Source organism: Facklamia sp. P12945 (assembly GCF_050409485.1).
Classification (GTDB): Bacteria; Bacillota; Bacilli; order Lactobacillales; family Aerococcaceae; genus Facklamia.
The window spans coordinates 30,545-47,066 of the sequence record NZ_JBNUPJ010000003.1; the positions used below are offsets into that span (position 1 = coordinate 30,545).

14 protein-coding genes are annotated in these 16,522 nt (G+C 36.3%); all 14 read left to right on the forward strand.

What is annotated here, in order from left to right:
- The first annotated feature begins 79 nt into the window (after positions 1-79).
- Complete coding sequence (locus tag ACQV2X_RS01530; RefSeq protein WP_428873819.1) at positions 80-577, forward strand: Fur family transcriptional regulator; 498 nt, start codon at positions 80-82, stop codon at positions 575-577.
- A 124-nt stretch (positions 578-701) separates the two neighbouring features.
- Complete coding sequence (rpsU, locus tag ACQV2X_RS01535) at positions 702-875, forward strand: 30S ribosomal protein S21 (protein WP_066126806.1); 174 nt, start codon at positions 702-704, stop codon at positions 873-875.
- Between the two features lie 178 nt (positions 876-1,053).
- Positions 1,054-2,076: a PhoH family protein gene (locus ACQV2X_RS01540; RefSeq protein WP_428873818.1), complete on the forward strand. Its 1,023-nt coding sequence runs from the start codon at positions 1,054-1,056 to the stop codon at positions 2,074-2,076.
- On the forward strand, positions 2,048-4,270 hold the full coding sequence (locus ACQV2X_RS01545) for an HD family phosphohydrolase (protein ID WP_428873817.1): 2,223 nt from the start codon (positions 2,048-2,050) through the stop codon (positions 4,268-4,270). The genes ACQV2X_RS01540 and ACQV2X_RS01545 overlap by 29 nt, the downstream gene beginning before the upstream one ends.
- Before the next feature lie 10 nt (positions 4,271-4,280).
- On the forward strand, positions 4,281-4,763 hold the full coding sequence (ybeY, locus tag ACQV2X_RS01550; RefSeq protein WP_428875802.1) for an rRNA maturation RNase YbeY: 483 nt from the start codon (positions 4,281-4,283) through the stop codon (positions 4,761-4,763).
- On the forward strand, positions 4,747-5,124 hold the full coding sequence (locus tag ACQV2X_RS01555) for a diacylglycerol kinase family protein (RefSeq protein ID WP_428873815.1): 378 nt from the start codon (positions 4,747-4,749) through the stop codon (positions 5,122-5,124). The genes ybeY and ACQV2X_RS01555 overlap by 17 nt, the downstream gene beginning before the upstream one ends.
- Positions 5,125-5,157: 33 nt before the next feature.
- The gene (era, locus tag ACQV2X_RS01560; protein ID WP_428873814.1) at positions 5,158-6,060 is read left to right on the forward strand and encodes a GTPase Era; all 903 of its coding nucleotides are present in this window, start codon (positions 5,158-5,160) and stop codon (positions 6,058-6,060) included.
- A gap of 14 nt (positions 6,061-6,074) precedes the next feature.
- A complete protein-coding gene (gene recO / locus ACQV2X_RS01565) occupies positions 6,075-6,854 on the forward strand; it encodes a DNA repair protein RecO (RefSeq protein WP_428873813.1) in 780 nt (259 codons plus the stop codon).
- A gap of 236 nt (positions 6,855-7,090) precedes the next feature.
- Entirely contained in the window at positions 7,091-7,978 is an 888-nt protein-coding gene (gene glyQ, locus ACQV2X_RS01570) for a glycine--tRNA ligase subunit alpha (protein ID WP_428873812.1), read from the forward strand.
- Positions 7,979-7,988: 10 nt separating this feature from the next.
- A complete protein-coding gene (glyS, locus tag ACQV2X_RS01575) occupies positions 7,989-10,040 on the forward strand; it encodes a glycine--tRNA ligase subunit beta (RefSeq protein ID WP_428873811.1) in 2,052 nt (683 codons plus the stop codon).
- A 19-nt stretch (positions 10,041-10,059) separates the two neighbouring features.
- Positions 10,060-11,364 (forward strand): GTPase ObgE, encoded by a 1,305-nt coding sequence (gene obgE, locus ACQV2X_RS01580; RefSeq protein WP_428873810.1) that lies wholly within the window; start codon positions 10,060-10,062, stop codon positions 11,362-11,364.
- An 11-nt stretch (positions 11,365-11,375) separates the two neighbouring features.
- A complete protein-coding gene (locus ACQV2X_RS01585) occupies positions 11,376-13,220 on the forward strand; it encodes an acyltransferase family protein (protein ID WP_428873809.1) in 1,845 nt (614 codons plus the stop codon).
- Between the two features lie 24 nt (positions 13,221-13,244).
- On the forward strand, positions 13,245-14,174 hold the full coding sequence (gene rnz / locus ACQV2X_RS01590; RefSeq protein WP_428873808.1) for a ribonuclease Z: 930 nt from the start codon (positions 13,245-13,247) through the stop codon (positions 14,172-14,174).
- Between the two features lie 29 nt (positions 14,175-14,203).
- Positions 14,204-16,522 (forward strand): single-stranded-DNA-specific exonuclease RecJ, encoded by a 2,319-nt coding sequence (gene recJ, locus ACQV2X_RS01595; RefSeq protein WP_428873807.1) that lies wholly within the window; start codon positions 14,204-14,206, stop codon positions 16,520-16,522.

Below are 16,522 nucleotides of genomic sequence, written 5' to 3' on the forward strand. Positions count from 1 at the left end.
GGATTTGCTTGATTCCTAATGGCTATCCAGTTAATGAATTAATTTAAGTTTACCATATTTCTTGAAAGAGGTGACAGAATTGAAAGAAGTTAGATTAAATGAAGGTCAGTTAGCTCCAGAAGTTCAACAACTTATTGATCAAGGTTTAAAGACTCTAAAAAAAGAAGGATTTAAAATGACCAAGAAGCGCCGAGAAATACTTTCCCTTTTTGCTGAAAACCAACGCTACCTATCTGCTTTGGGCATTCATAAAGCATTGGAAGAGAAGTATCCGACCATGTCTTATAATACTACTTATCGTAACCTCTATGATTTCGTTGAAGTGGGTATTCTTGAAACGACAGAATACCAACAAGAACAACTATTTCGATATAATTGCCATTTAACTCACGGCACAGACCATCACCATCACCATCATTTTATTTGCACCAATTGTGGTAAAACAATTCTACTTGATGCTTGTCCCATGCAACATATTACAACCGATTTATCTTCAGTTGAAATAAGGAGTCACCGCTTTGAAGTCTTTGGCCTGTGTGCTGAATGTAAAGAAGTATTACAAGATAATCCCGCATAAACTTCACAAAAGTTTTTCTTTGTTCTTGAAAAGCTTTAGATTCATGCTATAATATAGAGAGGACTTTGTTTAGATTATTATTTCTAAGGAAAGGTTACTATAAGCTCGGGGGGAGGGGAACCAGATGTCAAAAACAGTAGTTCGTGATAACGAATCATTGGATGACGCTCTTCGTCGCTTTAAGCGTAACGTTTCTAAAACCGGTACTTTGAGAGAGGCTCGTAAGCGTGAATTTTACGAAAAGCCAAGTGTTCGACGTAAAAAGAAATCAGAAGCAGCTCGTAAACGCAAGTTTTAAGCGTATCGCCTAAGCAACAATATAGAATAAAATATTCTGTTTAAAAAGAATCAGTTTTCTGGTTCTTTTTTATTTTTAAAAAATATCATAATAAGTATTAATATATCGGTCTTTTATTCCATTTTATAAGCATTTTATGGTAATCTTAACTTAGTTTATTAATAAAGGAGACGACTATTTGAATAACAACGAAAAATTCTCAAAACAAGTCACCGTCACAAACACAGATTGGCTAATTTCCTTGTTGGGCAATCATGATAAATACATACGTATGATTGAAGATAGTTTCGAAGTAGAAATAACCAACCGCGGTGAAATAATTAACATTATTGGTGAGCGTGAAGAGACAGTGGAGTCTGTTCGTCAAATCCTCCTAAACCTTATTCAACTTTTGGAAAGGCGAATCACCCCTCGATCCATGGATGTCATGACAGCCATTAAAATGGCAAAAAGTAATAAATTAGATTTTTTTCTCAACCTTTACGAAGAAGTGGTGGGTCGTTCTGCAGATGGAACAGCTATTCGTGCCAAAAACTTTGGACAGTTACAATACGTTAGAGCTGTTAACCGACAAGACGTTGTCTTTGGTATGGGACCTGCTGGAACTGGAAAGACCTACTTGGCTGTTTTGATGGCTGTCCAGGCTATGCGAGAAGGTAAAGTGAAAAAAATAATACTGACACGCCCAGCAGTCGAAGCTGGAGAAAACCTTGGTTTCTTACCAGGTGATTTGAAAGAAAAAGTAGATCCTTACTTAAGACCAATATACGATGCCTTATATAACATTTACGGAACGGAACAAACCAACCGTCTAATGGAAAGAGGCATTATCGAAATTGCGCCATTGGCTTATATGAGAGGTCGAACCCTAGACGATGCTTTTGTTATTTTAGATGAGGCTCAAAATACAACAATTGCACAAATGAAAATGTTCTTAACTCGATTAGGCTTTGGCTCAAAAATGATTATAAATGGCGATCAGTCACAAATTGACCTACCTAAAGGGGTAAAATCTGGATTGATTGACGCCTATCATAAATTAAGAAAGGTTAAACGCATTGAATTTGTATCTTTTGATGAGTTCGATGTGGTTCGTCATCCAGTAGTTGCGGATATTATTAGAGCTTATAGCAAAGAACCCATGATTGAAAACCTTCCAAGGAGAGAAGAAAATGAATCGTCGACTACAGTTACTTCATGAGCGTTTAGGTAAAGTCTTTATACCTCTTATTACATTCATACTATCCTTAGCAATTTTTTTAATTGGCTATCAACACGTCAAACCAGAAGTTTATCACTTTGAATTGAATCAAGTAGCAGATGAAACAATTTTAGCGCCTGTGACGATGGAAGATGTTGAGCAGACAAAAGCCAATCAACAAAGAGCTAAGGATGCTATTAATGATATCTATTTATATCAAGAAGATATCAGGATTCAGGAAATTACGCGGATTGAGCAGTTTTTTGGCTTTGTTCGTGAGGCTCGTAATGGTAAGTACTCACGAGACGGTGTAATTGATTCTTTAAAGAATGCATCTAAAGAAAAGCCACTGGATCAATCTTTTAATGAAAAGGTCAATAATTTACCAACTAAAAAAACCAACTTCGATAATTTATCCGAGGAGCAAAAGCGAACAGTGATTCAAGCACAATTACAAATGGTAGATGAAAATGTTTTTAATTTGTTTGATCAGCTTTCTAACCGCTCAATTGATCAAGTTTTTAAAATCAGTCCCTTAGAACTATCTGAATTACAATCGAATTTAACTGATTTTATATCCGAGAGTCTTGCTCAAGAATTAGGTCCTGATCAAGTTGATAAAGAGTTGGACAAATATCGTTTACAAATCACATCTTCCGATATGTCAGAGCTTGCTCAGCAAACGACTTTAAACTTTTTAGGCGCCTTGATAAAACCAACGATGGTATATTCGGAGTCAGAAACAAATCGCTTAAAGGAAGAAGCAGCTTCCAAAGTTCAAACATCTTATATTCTACAAGGACAAGTTATTGTTCAAGAAGGTCATATTATTAATCAAAATAATATGCGACAACTTGAGATGTTTGGTTACTTGGATGCATCGACTAAGCAATATCTCATGCCAGTCTTTGTTCTATTAATTTTTGTCCATGCTTTTCTATTCGTTTATATCTTTTCTGATAAATTAAATTGGACAGATTTAAGCCGTGCGAATATGCAGGCTACTGCTTATATGATTATTGTTTTTGGGTCGTTGATCATGGCCAAGATGGGACGTTTCTTCCAACAGGCAGGTCTAGAGTATGGTATGTTGCTTCTACCTTTGATGATTTTACCAGGATATTTAAAAGAAAAATCTTCCTATAAAGTAACATTGTTAGCATTTCTATTTATTAATATCTTTGCTATTTTTATAGTTAGTGATTTAGACAATCAAACTGTTGTAACCTTCATCAGTTTATTTTACCTATTTACTACCATTGTTTCCGTTTTACTGACTACTTTTTCTGATCGTCAGGCGATGAAAGTAGAAAAAAGAGTGGCCTTAAATATCATTTGGCAGTTCATAATTGCTTTGCCTCTAATGGCTGTTCTTACAATTCCTATATTATCTCGTCAGGCTTTTATCATCCTAATAATGACAATTGCAGCTAATTTACTTGGCTTGTTATTAATCGCTGTTTTTGAACCCTACTGGGAGCAACTTTTATCCAGTCGTTCAGCCATGACGATGAATCAGTTAGCTAATTTAAATCATCCCTTATTAAAATTGTTGATTGAAAAAGCACCGGGAACCTATCATCATTCAATTATGGTGGCTAATTTAGCAGCGAATGCCGTGGAAGCCATAGGCGGGGATTCCTTGACCACCCGGGTAGCCTCTTACTATCATGATGTTGGAAAGACAGTCCATCCCCTATTCTTCGTTGAAAACTTATCTGGAGGCATTGAATCACCTCACCGCATGGTAGGGCCAGATGAGTCTGCTAAAATTATTATTGATCATGTTGCTCAAGGTGTAAAATTATTAGAAGAGTACCGTATGCCTCAGTCTGTTATTGATTTATGTAAAGAACACCATGGCACAACCATGACTAGCTATTTTTATTACCAAGCTAAAGAGCAAAAAATGCCTATTAATCCAGAGACCTTTAGATATCCTGGCCCGATTCCACAATCAAAAGAATCCGCTATAGTGATGATTGCAGATTCAATGGAAGCAGCCTCTCGAACAATGAAAGAACATACTCAAAAGAGTATTGAAGAATTACTGGATTCCATAATTGCGAGTAAGATTAACGATGGCCAATTTGCCGATTGTGGGTTGACGGTTGATGAACTAAAAACAGTAAGAAAGTCACTAATTTTAGGGATAGCTAGTATGTATCACACACGTGTGGAATATCCTAAATAAGGAGAAGAAAATGCAAGTTGAATTAATTGATGAAGGTCAGAGGCTGACTGAAAAACAAAAACAGATTATCTTAGACTTAATTGATCAAGCAGGCTTAAAAATCGCTGCTCCTACTCAAGCAGAATTAGACATAACCATCGTCGATAATCACACCATTCGCCAATTGAATCGCGACTACCGTGGTATTGACCGAGCAACGGATGTGCTATCTTTTGCTTTAATGGAGGGGGAAGAACCAATAGATTGGTCAGTTATCAGCTCAAATGAAGTTCAAGAGCCAATAAATCTTCACTTGGGAGATATTATTATTTCAATCGAACGAGCGCTTGAACAAGCCAGTGAATACAACCACTCTCTAGAAAGAGAGTTGGGATTTCTAGCTGTCCACGGTTTCTTACATTTAAATGGTTATGATCACCAAACCATTGAAACTGAGAAAGAGATGTTTGCAATTCAAGAAGAGGTGCTGAGTGAATATGGACTCACAAGATAATCCTTTTAAGAATTCAAATTTTTTCCAGTCTTTTATTTGTGCCAGCCAAGGATTTTTTCAAGCAATTAAAAGTGAAAGAAATCTAAAAATCCACTTATTTTTTGCTTTAGTGGCAGTCCTTTTAGCCTTTTATTTTAAATTTGAACCACTGAAATGGACGATTTTACTATTAACTATTGGCCTTGTTATCTTTTCCGAATTAATCAATACAGCAATAGAAGCGGTTATTGATTTAATTGTAGCAGACCAATGGCATCCCTTAGCGAAAAAGGCAAAAGATATCGCTGCTGCTTCTGTTTTAATGACAGCAATCATTTCCATTATAATCGGGGCTATACTATTTCTCCCCTATTTATTTTAAAAGGTGACAATTAATCATACTAAAGGAGTTTAAATGAAAAAAGATTTTAAATCGGGTTTTGTAGCTATTCTTGGCCGTCCCAATGTTGGGAAATCAACTTTATTAAATCAAATTATTGGCCAAAAAATAGCGATTATGTCTGATAAAGCCCAAACAACCCGCAATAAAATTCAGGGTGTCTATACCCGTGAAGACTCACAAATCATTTTTATTGATACCCCCGGAATCCATAAACCCAAGCATGCTTTAGGAGACTTCATGATAAAAACAGCCTATTCCTCTTTGAGTGGGGTGGATGCAGTGATTATGGTAGTCAATGCGACAGAAAAAATAGGACCTGGCGATCAATTTATTATCAATCGTTTAAAAGATGTCCAGCAACCAGTCTTTTTAGTTATTAATAAAGTAGATCTGATTGAAAAAAATTTGCTTTTTGATATTATCACTAAATATCAAGATGCTTATGATTTTGATCAGATTATCCCTTTATCTGCACTTACAGGTGAAAATGTCGAAGCTTTATTAGACCAACTGACACTCAGCTTGCCAGATGGCCCCCAATATTACCCGGCTGACCAGGTAATGGATCATCCTGAGTATTTCCTCGTTGCGGAGTTAATTCGTGAAAAGATTTTAATGTTAACACGCGAAGAAATTCCTCATTCAGTAGCCGTCCAAGTCCAATCCATGCAAAAAAATGCTGATGACAAGGTAGAAGTACTAGCTACAATAATCGTGGAACGTAAAAGCCAAAAGGGAATAATTATTGGTGCTCAAGGATCAATGATTAAAAAGATAGGTCATCTGGCACGACGTGATATTGAAAAGCTTTTAGCAACCAAAGTCTATTTAGACTTATGGGTCAAGGTGCAAAAAGATTGGCGGGATCGTCAAAGTAATTTAAATGAATTGGGCTATCAGAGTGAGAATTATTAATAAGGAGAGTGCCAATGAACGAAAAATTTACCGGAATTGTTTTGTTTATTCGGCCGTACCGCGAAAAAGATAGTCTAGTTAAAATTTTTACACGTGAATTTGGTACTAAAATGTTTTTTGTAAGAGGTTTACAGTCACTCAATCATCCCCTTAAAAAGCATTTAATCCCATTGACAGAACATCAATATTGGGGAACTATTAAGCAACAGGGTTTGTCCTTTTTGAAAGAAGGTCAAACCCTTAACCTCTTTCGATCCATTCAATCTGATCCCTTTAAGCAAGCGCATGCTGCTTATATAAGTCAACTAGTGGATGCCAGTGTGGATGATAATAGCAAAGATCAACAGCTATTTGATTTTTTCCAAGCTACTCTAAGCAGTCTCAATGAGCGTGAAGATGCCCGGCCTATTCAATTACTTTTGCAACTTAAACTTTTGCAACGCTTCGGGCTTCAATTAAATATGAAAAATTGTGTAGTCTGCGGATCGAGCCAGAGGATTGAGGACTTTTCGATGGTCCATTTGGGTGTTTTGTGTCATAACCATTTAGATAAAGATCCCAACCGAATGCATCTTAGTTCTAAGCAAGTCAAAATTTTACAACTCTTTAATGAAATTAAACTGAATCAATTAGGACAAGTCTCAATTTCAGACCTTTCTTACAAAAAAATTGATGAATTGATCTTCACCATCTACCATGAACAAGTAGGGATTAAATTAAAAGGAGAATCTTATCTCAATCAATTATATAAAGTAGCCGACCAATTGAAAATCAGTAAAAATCAAGGAAGATAATTGACAAAAAGCTTTATAATTAGTAGAATCTTAACAAGCCAAAGCAATTAAAAGAAGATAGTAAAGCGACTCTAGGCAGGTGAAAGCTAGAGCAAATCGAATGGTCCTTTGGGTTAACAAATGAATTTTAAGAGTGCTAGTCTAACTAGAATTAGGGTGGAACCGCGAATTTATTTCGTCCCTATGACCTCCAAAGGGGGTCATAGGGACTTTTATTTTAAGAAAGAGGTGTTAAAATGGCAGTTGAATCGTTACAAGATATGATTTTAACCTTGCAAAATTTTTGGTCAAAGAAAGGATGTTTGATCCTTCAATCCTATGATACTGAAAAAGGAGCCGGAACCATGAGCCCCTATACCTTTTTAAGGGCTAATGGACCAGAACCTTGGAATGCCGCTTATGTTGAACCGTCAAGACGACCTGCTGATGGAAGATACGGTGAAAATCCTAACCGCTTATACCAACACCATCAGTTTCAAGTGGTTATGAAGCCTTCTCCTCTTGCTATACAAGAATATTACCTGGATTCATTGATTGAATTAGGCATTGATCCCCTAGAGCATGATATACGGTTTGTAGAAGATAATTGGGAAAACCCTTCCTTGGGTTGTGCGGGACTGGGATGGGAAGTTTGGATTGATGGTATGGAAGTGACTCAATTTACCTACTTCCAACAAGTGGGGGGATTAAAGTGTGATCCGGTAATGTCAGAGATTACTTATGGCTTGGAGCGTCTTGCTATGTATATTTTTGATGTGGAAAATGTTTATGATTTAGAGTGGGCCAAAGGCGTGAAGTATGGCGAAATCTTTTTCCAACAAGAATATGAGCAGTCTAAATTTTCTTTTGAATTAGCTGATACTGACTTATTAATGAAGCAGTATGAAGCTTATGAAAAAGAAGCCAACCGTTTACTTGAGGAAAACTTAGTTCATCCAGCCTATGATTATATTTTAAAGACCAGTCATACCTTCAACTTAATGGATGCTAGAGGGATGATTTCGGCATCAGATCGCCCTGCTTATTTAGGACGTGTTCGTAAATTAGCTCGCGGTATTGCTAAGACCTTCGTACAAGAAAGAGAAAAACTTGGATTTCCATTATTAAAAGAAAATAAGAACTAGGAGGATTGCTATGAGAGATTATTTATTAGAAGTAGGAATGGAAGAAATTCCAGCTAGATTTTTATTGAAATTGCGTGATCAATTAGCCGAAAAACTTGCAGCATTTCTTGCAGAAGAAAGAATCAGCTTTCAATCCATTGAAACTTACGCAACTCCTAGAAGATTAGCTCTAAGAGTAGAAGGTTTATCTGATCAGCAATCAGCTTTAGAAGAAGAAGTAAGAGGACCGTCCGTAAAAGTTGGACAAGATAACGAAGGGAATCTGACGAAAGCTGCATTGGGCTTCTTAAAAGGTCAAGCCTGTCAAGAGGAAGACTTATTTGTTAAAGAAGTTAAAGGAACTGACTACCTCTTTGTGAATAAGGTGGCTGAGCAGAAGAAAGTAGAAGAAGTGTTAAAAGCTATCCCAACTGTTCTTGCCAGTATGCATTTCCCAGTTACCATGCGGTGGTCAGATTTAAATTTAGAATATATTCGTCCGATTCATTGGATACTTTCATTACTAGAAGATCAGGTGATTAACTTTGAATTTGCTGGTATTCAGGCGAATAATTTTTCACATGGTCATCGTTTTCTAACTAAAAATGACAAAGTTATAATTAAAAATAGTCGTGACTATGAAAACGCACTAGAAAAGATGTATGTGATTGCCAGTTTTGAAAAACGACAAGAGAAGATTTACCAGCAAATTCAAGCGATTGAAGATGAAAGGGGCTGGGTTATACCGGAAAATGATGAATTACTAGAAGAGGTAACAGCCATTGTCGAGTGGCCAACTGCTTTTTACGGCAGTTTTGAGGAAAAATATTTAGAAATTCCCCAAGAAATGGTCATCACAGCAATGCGTGATCATCAACGTTATTTTTATGTTTTAGATCCTAAAAGCAAAGAATTGTTGCCTTATTTTATTTCAGTACGAAATGGTAATGATCAGCATATTGATCAAGTCATTAAAGGTAATCAAAAGGTATTAAGAGCTCGTTTAGCAGATGGTTTATTCTTTTACCAAGAAGATTTAAAATTATCTTTAAAAGAAGACTTAGCTAAATTATCAAGCTTGAAAGAGCATTTTAAGTTAGGTACTTATAGTCAAAAACAAGAACGTGTTAAACACTTGCTTGAAGAATTGATGGATTTTATCGATTTATCTGCTCAAGATCAAAAGACCATTTTGCGTGCTAGTGAGATTTACAAGTTTGATCTTGTGACTCAAGCGGTAAATGAGTTTGCCGAATTACAAGGTGTCATTGGTGGGATTTATGCCAAACATTATGGTGAAGAAGATAGTGTAGCGCAAGCAATTGCTCAGCAATACCTACCAACTTCGGCTGGAGGGAAATTACCTGATAAACCTGCGGCTGCCGCCTTATCGATTGCAGATAAATTAGACAGTCTAATTGCTTACTTCAAAGCGGATATGATACCAACAGGGTCTAATGATCCTTATGCATTAAGAAGACAAGCCATGGGATTAATTGACATTCTTTTAGACCAATCTTGGAATATCGATTTAAAGAGCTTGTTAGTGAAGATTAACCATGAAGATGCTGATTCAGCAGCCGATTACTTAAATGATTTGCTTAGTTTTATAGAAGCTCGGATTCAAGTTAGATTAGGTAATCTAGGAATGGATTACGATATTATTCAAGCAGCACTCGCACAAAAACAACTAAATCCTGTAAAAATAAAAGAAACGGCTAAAAGTTTACAAGACTTCAAAGCTGCCAAACCGGTTGAGTTTTCAAAAATGATTGAAAACTTGGCACGAGTAGTTAATTTAGGTGAAAAGGTTAGCGAGCAAGTTAAAATCACTGATAACCTAGCTGAAAGTCAACTAGAAAAGGACTTAATTGAAAAGATAGTGGCAATAGAGGACTTACAAGACACCTCAAGATTAATGGAATATTTTGAAAGCATTAGTCCAATGATTGCTTCATATTTAGAACTACATATGGTTAACGCTGACCAAGAAGCTCTTCGCCATAATCGCTATCAAATGATGTACCAATTAACACAAACAATTCTCAGTCTCATGGATCCGAGAAAAGTGGTCCATAAATAAGAGTAAAGGAGCGATAATAATGTCTACCTTTTTAGATCGCGCAAAAGTGAAGGTAATTGCTGGTAAAGGTGGCGACGGAATGGTCGCTTTCCTAAGAGAAAAATATCGACCAGATGGTGGACCTGCAGGAGGAGATGGCGGCCGCGGTGGCGATGTCATTTTTCGAGTGGATGAAGGCCTTCATACTTTGATGGATTTTAGATACAATCGTCAATTCAAAGCGCATAACGGGGAAAATGGAATGAGTAAGAGTAAATATGGAGCGAATGCAGAAGACCTTTATGTAAAAGTTCCACCAGGAACCTCTGTTTATGACGAAGCAAGCGGTAGACTCATTGCCGATTTAGTGGACCATGGACAAGAAGTAATTGTTGCTAAAGGAGGGAGAGGGGGGCGTGGAAACATACGCTTTGCCACGCATAAAAACCCTGCTCCTTCAATTGCTGAAAATGGAGAACCAGGTCAAGCCTTGGAGTTACAATTGGAACTTAAAGTTCTAGCAGATGTGGGCTTGGTTGGTTATCCAAGCGTGGGCAAATCAACCCTATTGTCCATTATTTCTAATGCTAAACCCAAAGTAGCAGATTATCAATTTACTACCTTAGTACCCAACTTGGGAGTGGTTAAAATTGCTGATGGTCAGGAATTTGTCGTTGCAGACATGCCGGGCCTTATTGATGGTGCTTCTGATGGTGTTGGTTTAGGTATTGATTTCTTACGCCACATTGAAAGAACTAAAACGTTATTACATATTGTGGATATGGCAGCGGTACATGAACGCGATCCCTTTGAAGATTTTTCTTCTATTATGCAAGAGTTAGCTAATTATCATCCTCGTCTTTTAGAAAGACCCATGTTGATTGTGGCTAATAAAATGGATTTAGATCAAGCTAAAGATAATTTAAAAGTATTTGAAGAAAAAATATCTGATTATTATCAGAATTTAAATCTTTCTATTCCAAAAATTTATCAAATTTCAGCTTGGCAAGCCCAGGGAATTGATTCATTGATGCGAGCAACAGCTCAATTAGTTGCCTCCAGTGACTTTATACCCTTGGAGGAAAAAGAAAGTGATCATAAAAATTATACGATCGACGAAAGCCCTGATTTTACTGTTCGTAAACTTGAAGAAGGTTATTGGGAATTAGAAGGTGAAAAGATTATCAAGCTTTATAAAATGACCAATACAGCTCATGATGAAAGTTTACAACGCTTTGCACGTCAACTGCGATCAATGGGTGTCGATCAAGCCTTGAGAGAAGCTGGCGCGAAAAATGGCGATACAGTTTACTTAGAGGATTATCAATTTGAGTTTATTGATTAGGTGGTTTTAATATGCAAAATAAAGTTAAACAAGGGCGTATCCCAATTTTTGACGGTCTTAAGGGAATCGCAATACTGCTAATCATTGCTTATTATTACTTTGAACATATTGTTCCAGGTGGTTTCCTTGCAGTTAATCTATTTCTTTTCATAGCTGGTTTTTTTAACTTTAGACATTTTTATTTAAAAGATATACAAGCTAGAAAAGAGTCCTTTTGGCAATTTATATATAAGCGTTTTGAAAGACTTTTTTTCCCTACTTTATTCGTAGTTTTAACTACGTCTACCTATATTTTACTTTTTAACCGTGATTTTTTATCTAATATTCGGTGGATGGGATTAAGTTCACTCACATTTATTAACAATTATTATCAGATTTTTAATCAACAGTCTTACTTTGTTCAAGCGGCTAATCCAAGTCCCTTTACACATTTGTGGTACGTCTCTTTATATGGACAATTGGTTATTTTAACACCTATTTTAATATTTTTACTTTACAGTTGGCATAAAAAACCTCAAGTAACTATTCGTATGTTATTGATTATTTCAGCCTTATCCGCTTTTTTAATGGGCTATCTTTATAAAGATAACCAAGATCCTACCCGAATTTACTATGACCTTTTAACAAGATTATCTGCTTTTACTCTTGGGGGTTCTTTAGGATTAGCTCTTCCAGTTAATTTATCACCTAAAAAGATTTCATCAAAGAAAATTATGACCATGAATCTTATGGGTTTACTTGCAGTCATTTTTGCTTTCTTCATGATTAAATTCATGTTTGCAACCAAACCTTTTGCTTATCGTTTTGGTTTAACTTTGTTTTCTTTGATTTCTGCTGTAATTGTTGTTTCAAGTATTCATCCAGCAACTATTTGGAACAAAATCTTTCGTTTTAAACTATTTACCTGGATAGGCCAACGATCTTTTTCTTACTATCTATGGTACTATCCTGTCTATCTTTTAATGCCTCAAAACATTAGCTTTATGAATAGGTCTCCATGGTTAAATTATGGTTTTCAGTTGCTTTTGATCATTATTTTAGCTGAAATTACTTACCAATTATTTGAAAAGCGCAGAATTAGTCTTCCAATTGGACAAGACTTTAATTGGCGCAAAATGAAGCATCAATTTGATTATTTAAGCTCTCACCCTCAATCATTAAGAGTAGTGAAATTTATCACAGCGTGTTATATTTTTAATGTCGTGATGGGGGTCATCGCTCTGGCTATTTCTTCACCAGCTAAGGGTGTAGAATCAAGTAAGGAAATTCAAGCCATTATTGAAAACAATATGAATATTGCTGAAGAGTCAAGAAAAACTGAAGAAAGACAAGTAGTTGTTAATAATATCGAAGGCTTAGATCAAGAAGTCTTACTCTATGCTAATGCATTGGAGATAACTTTCATAGGGGATTCAACTTTAGCTGCAGCTACCGAGCGCTTGAATGATGTATTTCCTAAGGCTGTTTTTGATCCGAAAGTCGGTCGACAACTTTATGAATCTTATGATACGGTATATGGTCTCAATCAAACAGGCGGATTAAAGCCTACTGTGGTAACCATGTTAGGCTCTAATGGAACATTTACAGTTGGTCAAATGGATGATTATATTCAAGCAGTCGGTCTAGACCGTGATCAGTATTATGTCAACGTTTTGGTTGATCGCATTTGGACAGATGATGCTAACCGTCAATTGGTAAGAGCGGCTCAAGAATATGGAAATGTTAGAATTATAGACTGGGCGAATTATGCCCGTGGACACGCTGAATGGTTTGCTGAAGATGGCGTTCATCTAAATGATGAGGGATCATTGGAGTTATCCAAATTTATCGCTAAGGAGATATACCGTCAGCGCTAGTCATAGAAAGAGGTTGATGGAAATATGAAATTACATTTTTTAGGCACAGGTGCTGGGATTCCATCCAGACAAAGAAATGTTTCTTCGCTGGCTTTAAAGTTATTAGATGAGTTGAATGAAATCTGGTTATTTGATTGTGGAGAAGCAACCCAGCATCAAATCTTGGAAACAACCATTCGACCTAGAAAAATAACTAAAATTTTTATTACTCATCTTCATGGAGACCATATTTTTGGCTTGCCAGGACTTCTAAGTTCAAGATCTTTTCAAGGTGGAGAAGACTGTTTAGAAGTTTATGGACCTAAGGGGATAAAAGATTTTATTAAGATTTCCTTAAAATATTCAAAATCCAAACTTGCATACAGTTTAAAAATAACAGAGTTGGTAGACCGAGGTGGCGAGTTAATCTTTGATAATGGCTGGAAGGTTAATTATTTACCTTTAGAACATGGGATTCTTTCTTTTGGCTACCGAGTAGAAGAACCAGATTTACCTGGTCAACTTTTAGTTGAAGAGTTGAAAAAATTTGAGATACCTAATGGTCCAATTTATGGTCAACTCAAACGCGGAGAACGTGTTCAATTAGAAGATGGCAGATGGATAGATGGCCAGAATTTTCTTGCTCCGGATCGACCTGGTAGAATCGTTACCATTTTGGGGGATACCCGTTATTGTCAGAATTCTAAAGTCTTAGCCAGAAAAGCGAATGCTTTAGTCCATGAGGCTACTCATGAAGCAGCGGAAGAAAAAATGGCAAGAGCTTATTACCATTCGACCAGTCATCAAGCAGCCCAAGTGGCTAAAGATAGTCAAGTAGAGGCTCTTTATCTCAATCATATTTCAGCTCGCTACTTAGGCAAGGCTCTCAAGCAACTTGAAAAAGAAGCTTGTTCTATTTTTCCTAACAGTCATCTTGTTAATGACTTTGATGAATATGAAATCCCACTTAATTAATGAGTTTATGATGTGTAAGGAGAATAACGATGTTGTCTAAATACCAATGGCAATTGCCAGAAAATTTAAATGGAAATCAAAACTATCAAAAATTATTAATAGCGGGAGAAGACTATTCGCCCGCTTTTTTAGCAATCTGTTTTAATCGTGGTCTTCATGATCTATCGGCAATAAAAAAAGCCACCGAACAAGAGCCAACTTTATATCATGACCCCTTTGCCTTATATCAAATGGATATAGCAGTAAAACGCATCCATTTAGCCATTGAAAAGGGAGAAAAAATTTTGATTTATGGTGATTATGATGCAGATGGAATCACTTCTTCTTTAATTTTAAAAGAGGCTTTAGATGCTTTAGGAGCTGACAGTCGAGTCTATCTACCCAATCGTTTTAAAGATGGCTACGGTCCCAATATCGATCGTTATCAAGAGTTTATTGAAGAAGGGGTTCAATTAATCATCACGGTTGATAATGGAGTGGCAGGTCATGAAGCAATTGAATTTGCTCAAGAAAAGAAGGTCGACGTTATTGTAACTGACCATCACGAGTTACAGGAAACGCTGCCAGCTGCATATGCCATCATACATCCTCGTCACCCTCAGGGAAGTTATCCTTTTGGAGATTTATCTGGAGCAGGTGTCGCATTTAAAGTAGCAACAGCCATCCTTGGTGAAATACCAATAGAAATGTTAGATTTAGCAGCTATTGGTACGGTTGCTGATATGGTCTCTCTCTTAGATGAAAATCGAACAATTGTTATTGGAGGAATCCATCAGTTAGAAGTTACTCAGCGGCCCGGACTACAGCTTCTATTAAACCAACAATTACAGTCAAAAGATGATATATCTGCCGAAACGATTGGTTTTATTATTGGTCCTCGACTCAATGCTGTGGGACGGTTGGGAGATCCTCGACCGGGATTCGATTGGTTGGCAGCTTTTACCGAGCAAGAGGCTAGTCAGTGGCTTGAGTTTATTGAACAGGAAAATTATAAAAGACAGCAATTAGTCACTCAAATTTATCAAGAAGTTACATCAAAATTAGATGTTTTAAAGGAGTTGCCTCGAATTATTTGCCAGACTTCTCCAAATTGGCATCCCGGAGTTTTAGGAATTGTAGCTAGTCGCATTTGTGATAAATACCAGCGCCCATGCCTACTTTTCAACTTTGACAAGAAAAATCATCAGTATAAAGGTTCAGCTAGATCAAAAGAAAACTTTAATCTTTTCAAAAATCTTAGTCAGCTAAAAGGACTATTAAAGCATTTTGGTGGTCATAGCCAAGCGGCTGGTATGACAATTGAAGAAGATAATTGGCAAAAATTTCAGACTGAATTAAGCCAGTTAGCTGATAAACACAAAGATCAAATTTTAGCCAAAACTTCCTTGTCGGTTGATGCTAGACTAAGTTTGACAGATATTAATTTAAAATTAATCGAAGAGATTCAAAAATTAGGACCTTTCGGTATGCATAATCCTAAGCCTATTGTTTTATTTAAGGACTTAAAGATGATTGAAAAAAGAGTAATTGGGGCGAATAAACAACATGTTAAAATGAAATTTAATCAATCAGGCACTGCAAACTCACTAGCTGCCATAGCGTTTAGTATGGCGGATGACTTTGAAGATTGTCAATTGGGTATTCAGTTGGATATGGTTGGAGAACTGTCAATTAACGAATGGAAACAACAAAAAGAATGTCAATTAATTGTCAAAGATTTTAATTTGGAAGGGCAATTGTGGATTGATTACCGAGGGAAAACACATTTTGAAAAATTAAAACAGCTGTCTGAGGTGGTTTATTGTTTTCAAGATAAAAAAAATGCGGCACTCTTTTCTGAACAGTTGAAAAACGACTATCAATTGATTAATTATGAAGCATTACCCATTAATTTTAAATATGAAAATCTAGTGTTGATTGAGCCCCCCCAAAATCTTAATAAACTAAAAAAACTTTTAAAGAGTCACGGATGGGAAAAAATTTATTTAGCCAGTGTTGTTGTAGAATCCAGATATTTAGCAGGCTTGCCCCAGCGTCAAGACTTTGCAAAATTGTTCCAACTGCTTAAGCAAGAAGGTAGTCTTCAACTAAAAGATTTACAAGTTCTTTCTAGCTATTTATCAATTCCATTAATAAAAATAAAAACAATGATTGTGGTGTTTTTTGAGGCGGGTTTTGTTACAATAAAAGATGGACTTGTAATCATGAACCAGCTTAAGCAAGCCAACAAACTTGATTTAATGGAGTTGCCTGCCATGAGCAAGTATCAAGAAGCCATGGAAGCAGAAAAATTATTGAATTTTCAAACACTTGATCAAGTGAAAAGCTGGATAAATAAGGAGACTTAA

What these genes read in the sequence shown, in the direction of transcription:
- glyQ (WP_428873812.1), top strand. Translation starts at nt 7,091, where the DNA reads ATGGCAGTTGAATCGTTACAAGATATGATTTTAACCTTGCAAAATTTT.
- era (WP_428873814.1), top strand. Translation starts at nt 5,158, where the DNA reads ATGAAAAAAGATTTTAAATCGGGTTTTGTAGCTATTCTTGGCCGTCCC.
- recJ (WP_428873807.1), top strand. Translation starts at nt 14,204, where the DNA reads ATGTTGTCTAAATACCAATGGCAATTGCCAGAAAATTTAAATGGAAAT.
- obgE (WP_428873810.1), top strand. Translation starts at nt 10,060, where the DNA reads ATGTCTACCTTTTTAGATCGCGCAAAAGTGAAGGTAATTGCTGGTAAA.
- ybeY (WP_428875802.1), top strand. Translation starts at nt 4,281, where the DNA reads ATGCAAGTTGAATTAATTGATGAAGGTCAGAGGCTGACTGAAAAACAA.
- ACQV2X_RS01585 (WP_428873809.1), top strand. Translation starts at nt 11,376, where the DNA reads ATGCAAAATAAAGTTAAACAAGGGCGTATCCCAATTTTTGACGGTCTT.
- glyS (WP_428873811.1), top strand. Translation starts at nt 7,989, where the DNA reads ATGAGAGATTATTTATTAGAAGTAGGAATGGAAGAAATTCCAGCTAGA.
- rpsU (WP_066126806.1), top strand. Translation starts at nt 702, where the DNA reads ATGTCAAAAACAGTAGTTCGTGATAACGAATCATTGGATGACGCTCTT.
- ACQV2X_RS01545 (WP_428873817.1), top strand. Translation starts at nt 2,048, where the DNA reads ATGAATCGTCGACTACAGTTACTTCATGAGCGTTTAGGTAAAGTCTTT.
- ACQV2X_RS01555 (WP_428873815.1), top strand. Translation starts at nt 4,747, where the DNA reads ATGGACTCACAAGATAATCCTTTTAAGAATTCAAATTTTTTCCAGTCT.
- rnz (WP_428873808.1), top strand. Translation starts at nt 13,245, where the DNA reads ATGAAATTACATTTTTTAGGCACAGGTGCTGGGATTCCATCCAGACAA.
- recO (WP_428873813.1), top strand. Translation starts at nt 6,075, where the DNA reads ATGAACGAAAAATTTACCGGAATTGTTTTGTTTATTCGGCCGTACCGC.